Here is a 5,351-nt window from a genome sequence, read left to right as displayed (position 1 = left end):
GCAAACCACCGTCGCCAAGGAACAGATCACCACCAGCGGCCGGCGCGCGAGCGCCCTGCTGGGGCAGGTGTCGCGCACCATCCAGGAGGTGCAGCGCCCGCTGCTGACCCCGGACGAGTGTCTGCGCATGCCGGGCCCGATCAAGAACGCCCACGGTGACATCGACGAGGCCGGCGACATGGTCGTGTATGTGGCCGGCTACCCGGCCATCTACGGCAAGCAGCCGCTCTACTTCAAGGACCCGATATTTCAGGCCCGCGCCGCGATCCCGGCGCCGACGAACAGCGACAAGCTGATTCACTTCCACAACCTGCCGGCAGGGGAGGGCATCACCTTATGAACCGCCTGCCGCAATGCCTTGCCACGGGTACCGCCATCGCCGGCGTCGCTATCCTGGCGCTGGGCGCGCTTGCCTGTGCCAGCGGCGCCCGCATCAACAGCACCCAAAGCATTCCGGTCGGCCTGTACTGGCTGAGCAGCGAGCCGGTGGGGAAGGGCGCTTACGTGATGTTCTGCCCACCGCCCATCGGCGTCTTCGAGGAGGCCAGGGCCAGGGGCTACCTCGGGGCCGGCTTCTGCCCGGGCGGCTACGGCTACCTGATGAAGCGCGTCCTGGCCGCCAAGGACGACGCCGTGACCATTACCGACGAAGGCGTGCGCGTGAACGGCGAACTGCTGCCGCACAGCGCTCCGATCCAGGCCGACAGGAACGGCCGGCCGCTGCCGCGTTTTCCGGCCGAGCGCTTCACGCTGGACGGTTCCGAACTGCTGCTGATGTCGGACGTCAGCGGCACGTCCTTCGATGGCCGCTACTTCGGCCCGATCCACCGTGCGCAGATCAAGGGCGTGATCCGCGCAGTTTTGACCTGGTAACAAGTTGGCAAGCCCACTGACAGCAACCGCAAGGAGAAAGGCGATGAATGACCGAGACACCCTTCCCAAAAACGACGTGACCTTCATCGAGAAGGCCGACGATCGAGCCAACGCCGCCGGCGCGCTGCGCGAGAAGCTGCTCGACGCGATGACGCCCGGCTATCAGGCCGAGTTCGACCCCGACGAGGCCGAACAGGCCGGCGCCTTCATCGAGGACGCCTTGAGCGAGCAGGACGCCGCCGAGAGCGACATCGACCTGGTGGATATCACCGCGCCGGCCGCCACGACCACCACCAAGGCGAGGAGGTGAGGACGATGGCCGAGACCAAGAAAGCCTTTCACGAACAGGTGGCCGAGAAGCTGATCGAGCAACTGAGACAGGGCACCGCGCCCTGGCAGCGGCCGTGGGAAGCGGGCGAGGCCGCTTCCCTGCTCCCGATCAACCCGACCACCGGCAAGCGCTATCGCGGCATCAACGCCATCCAGTTGATGAGCCAGGGCCGCATCGATCAACGCTGGCTGACCTACAAGCAGGCCGCCGCTGTCGGCGCGCAGGTGCGCAAGGGCGAGCATGGCACGGCCATCCAGTACTGGAAGTTCAGCGAGGAGCAGACCCGGACCGGCGAGAGCGGCAAGCCCGTCCTCGATGCCCAGGGGCAGCCGGTCAAAGCGGAAGTGCGGCTGGAGCGACCGCGAGTGTTCTTCGCCACCGTCTTCAACGCCGAGCAGATCGACGGCTTGCCGCCGATGCAACGCAGGGAACAGACCTGGGACGCCGTCGAGCGCGCCGAAGCCATCCTGCGGGCGTCCGGCGCCGTGATCCAGCACGGTGGGCAGAACCGCGCCTTCTACCGCTTGCGGACCGACAGCATCCACCTTCCCGACAAGGGCCAGTTTCCCAGCGCCGACAACTACTACGCGACGGCGCTACACGAACTCGGGCACTGGACCGGCCACCCATCGCGCCTGGGCCGCGACCTGGCGCATCCTTTCGGCAGCGAGGGTTACGCGAAGGAAGAGCTGCGGGCCGAAATCGCCAGCATGATCCTGGGTGACGAACTCGGAATCGGCCACGACCCCGGCCAGCACGCGGCGTACGTCGGCACGTGGATCAATGTCCTACGGGACGATCCGTTGGAGATTTTTCGCGCCGCGGCCGACGCCGAGAAGATCCACGGCTACGTGCTGAGCCTCGAACAGCAGCTGGTTCAAGAGCAGACCAGCCAGCAGGCACAGACCCAGGACAGCGCACAGAATCAGGATAGCGCAGAGAATCAGGATAGCGCAGAGAATCAGGACAACACAGAGAATCAGGAGGCGGCCATGCAGAGCTTCACGCAGACCCCCGTGCTCGCGAGCACGGCGCTCGAGTCAATCGATGGCGAAGCGGCAGTTGCCGACCCCCGCCTCGACCCGATCAACCCGCACGAGCAAGCGGCCCGGCTGGCGAGAATCGAGGAAGAACGGGTGCGCCGCGACCCCAACAGCACCGACGAGGACATTGCCGCCGCCCGAGAAGCGCGCAAGTCGGCCGACGTGGCTGCGCTTCTCAACGACAAGGATCTGCAACGGCAGATCGCCGAACACGAACGTGAGCAGCAGACTACCCAGGCCGGTCAGTCCGTCCAGGCAGACCCGTCCAGCCAGTCCAGCAAGATTTGGATCGACGTGCCCTATCCGCAAAAGGATGAAGCGAAAGCGCTGGGTGCGCGCTGGGATCGTCAGGAACAGTCCTGGTACATCCCGGCCGGTGTGGACTCCGCCCCCTTCGCCCGATGGACACCGGCGACCACTCCCCACGCCCGGCCCAAGCAGCCACAAGCCACCCCGCCGCGCCAATATCTCGCCGTTCCCTACGGCGAACGCGTCGCCGCCAAGGCGGCCGGCGCCGTGTGGGACAAGGCCGCGAAGTCCTGGTACGCCGGGCCAAAAGCCGACCTGTCGAAGCTCAAGCGCTGGAAGCCCGAGAACGTCGCTACCCAGCAAGGCCCGGCAATGACGCCGAAGGACGAGTTCGCCGAGGCGTTGCGCTCGATCGGCTGTGTGGTGAGCGGCGAGCACCCGATCATGGACGGCCAGAAGCACCGCATCAGCGTCGAAGGCGAGAAGCACAGCGAGAAATCCGGATCGGGATTTTATGTCGGCCACCTCGACGGCCACCCGGCCGGCTACATGAAAAACAACAAGACCGGCATCGACCTGAAGTGGAAGTCGAAGGGCTACGCCTTCGACCCCGAGCAGAAAGCCCGGATGCTCGCCGAGGCTGCCGAGAAGCTGCAGTCCCGCACTGCCGAGCAAGAGCGGTTGCACGAGCAGACCGCGCAGCGTGTCGCCCGGCAGATGACGAAGCTGCTGCCGGTCACCGAGCCGACCGCGTACATGAAGGCCAAGGGCATCGAACCACAGCCCGGCGTCTTCACCGACCGTGAAGGCCAGAAAACCTACATCCCGGCGACCGACGTCGACGGCAAGCAATGGACGATGCAGTACATCCGCGAGGACGGCAGCAAGCGCTTCGCCAAGGACAGCCGCAAGGAAGTCTGCTTCCATGCGATCGGCGGCCTGGACGCGCTGGCCAAGGCACCCGTCCTGGTCATCGGCGAAGGCTACGCTACCGCCGGCAGCCTGTCACAAACCCTGGGTTTCGCGACCGTCGCCGCCTTCGACTCCGGGAACCTGGTACCCGTCGCCAAGGCCCTGCACGAGAAGTACCCGGACAAACCGATCGTGATCGCCGGCGATGACGACAAGCACCTGGAGGCCACCCAGGGCGTCAACCCCGGCCGCAGCAAGGCCGAAGAAGCCGCCCGGGCGGTTGGCGGCAAGCTGCTGCTACCGATCTTCGCGCCCGGCGAGCAGGCCGCGAACCCGAAGGGCTTTACCGACTTCAATGACCTGGCTACCAGGAGCGTGCTCGGGCAGGAAGGGATTGCGCGGCAGGTTCGGTCGGTGGTTGATGACGTGATCGAGTGGCAGCAGGGGTGGAGTGTTGAGGGGCTGGCGCGCGGGGAAAGGCAGGAGCACGCCGTGCGTCGGGTCGTGAAGGTCGGATGATAGCTACGGCGGCATCGCAAGCTGTACCGCGATGCCGCTTGTTCGTTGCTCGGCAGCCCCTTGTGGTGAATGGACGCTTTCAAAAGCGGCGACTGTCGGTTCCGGGTTGTAACCGGGATTAGGCTTTCCCCTGTCTCAATGTGTCGATGAGAGGCCACGGCCGGTCAGACGCCAGAGTGCAGACTGCGACATGCGACACGTGTTGACCATTTCGTTTTTGCCCGACCTACCGGGGTTGGCAATCGTGCGATGTGTCGTCACCGGGCGAACTTCATCGCCACTTGATCCCGAAGAAACGGCTTGTCATCGACCAGATCCAGCAGTTGGCTTCGCGCTTCAACGGCAAGCTCGAACGCCCGGCTTTCGCCATATTTTCGGACTGAGAACGTCTTGGTCCGCTCACGACCATCGGGCAGCTTGAGCCTTGCAGCCCAACAGCCTTGCGGGTGATTCTTCGGTCGAATGAAATGAACGCCCGGCGCGCCGCTCTGGTTCGACGTCCTCTTGATCTGGCAAAAGTTCCGCTTCGTCAGCGCCTTGATCGCAGCTAACTGACCGTCACGCCAGGCCTTTGCAGCGGCGAGGGCGTTCTCCGACCCGCCACGGCGAACGTCGTAAAACGACTTGTAGTACCGCTTTCCTTGCCGCGTGAACATCACCAACCAGTACCATATGCCCGGTCTTCGTTCGTGTCGGGAAATGGCGTACATGGGAATGTTGGGGGCAACGGTTCTGCAACTACTGCGCGAGTCGATTTCTATCGCCAAGCACGCAGTCTGTTCCTCTTACAGTTCGTCATTCGCCGAGACGCACTCACGAACGTTTCCACTTCGGCGCCAGCCTTGGTAGCAAGGTTGATCATTTCGTAGAATAGCTTTCGGGGAGGAGGGAATGTTTCGAGAGCGGAATCACCGGTCATGGATTCGTCTTCTGCCTACGGCACTGTGGATCGTAGCGCATTTTGCATGGGGCGACACTCTTTCGGGAAAAGTCGTCGGTGTTGCCGACGGTGATACCATCACCGTCCTGGACGCTAGCCACCAGCAGCACAAAATTCGCCTCCAGGGCATCGACGCACCTGAAAAAGCTCAACCGTTTGGCCAACGCTCAAAGGAGAACCTCTCGCGCCTGGTCTTCAACAAGGACGTGCGGGTCGAGTGGGCGAAGCGAGACAAGTACCAGCGCATCGTCGGCAAGGTGTGGGTGCAACCTGCCAGTTGTCCGACCTGCCCTATGACGCTCGATGTTGGCCATGCACAGATCACCGTCGGGCTTGCATGGTGGTACCGGAAGTACGCTAACGAACAACTGCCGGCGGATCGTGCGGCGTACGAGTTTTCGGAAGAGGAGGCCAAGGCCAAGCGTGCTGGCTGTTACGTCTTCCTCTCCCAGAGGGCTGAGGCGCTCGCTCATCCCGCGAACGG

At 64.0% G+C, this 5,351-nt stretch carries 6 protein-coding genes; 5 read left to right on the top strand and 1 reads right to left on the bottom strand.

The annotated features are described in order from the left end of the window. From RKP46_RS08460 to RKP46_RS08445, 4 genes are all read left to right on the top strand, one after another. The coding region (locus RKP46_RS08460; RefSeq protein WP_311106236.1) for a type IV secretory system conjugative DNA transfer family protein at window positions 1–340 on the top strand (340 nt) is incomplete at its 5' end. Next, window positions 337–873 (top strand): conjugative transfer signal peptidase TraF, encoded by a 537-nt coding sequence (gene traF, locus RKP46_RS08455; protein WP_311106235.1) that lies wholly within the window; start codon window positions 337–339, stop codon window positions 871–873. The genes RKP46_RS08460 and traF, both read left to right, overlap by 4 nt. Window positions 874–916: 43 nt before the next feature. Beyond that, window positions 917–1,183 carry a protein TraD gene (locus RKP46_RS08450; protein WP_311106234.1) on the top strand — a complete coding sequence of 89 codons (267 nt, stop codon included), beginning with the start codon at window positions 917–919 and terminating at the stop codon, window positions 1,181–1,183. A 5-nt stretch (window positions 1,184–1,188) separates the two neighbouring features. After that, window positions 1,189–3,927 (top strand): zincin-like metallopeptidase domain-containing protein, encoded by a 2,739-nt coding sequence (locus RKP46_RS08445; RefSeq protein ID WP_311106233.1) that lies wholly within the window; start codon window positions 1,189–1,191, stop codon window positions 3,925–3,927. 257 nt (window positions 3,928–4,184) lie between these two features. Here the strand turns inward: RKP46_RS08445 and RKP46_RS08440 are convergent, their stop codons facing one another. Then, window positions 4,185–4,637, bottom strand: a complete 453-nt coding sequence (locus RKP46_RS08440) for an AP2 domain-containing protein (RefSeq protein WP_311106232.1) — start codon at window positions 4,635–4,637, stop codon at window positions 4,185–4,187. Window positions 4,638–4,818: 181 nt separating this feature from the next. Between RKP46_RS08440 and RKP46_RS08435 the strand changes: the two genes are divergently transcribed. Beyond that, the coding region (locus RKP46_RS08435) for a thermonuclease family protein (RefSeq protein WP_311106231.1) at window positions 4,819–5,351 on the top strand (533 nt) is incomplete at its 3' end.

The organism is Accumulibacter sp. (assembly GCF_031732815.1).
In the GTDB taxonomy this organism is placed as follows: domain Bacteria; phylum Pseudomonadota; class Gammaproteobacteria; order Burkholderiales; family Rhodocyclaceae; genus Accumulibacter.
Note: the sequence above shows the minus strand (reverse complement) of the source record. Positions and strands in the feature narration are given on the sequence as shown.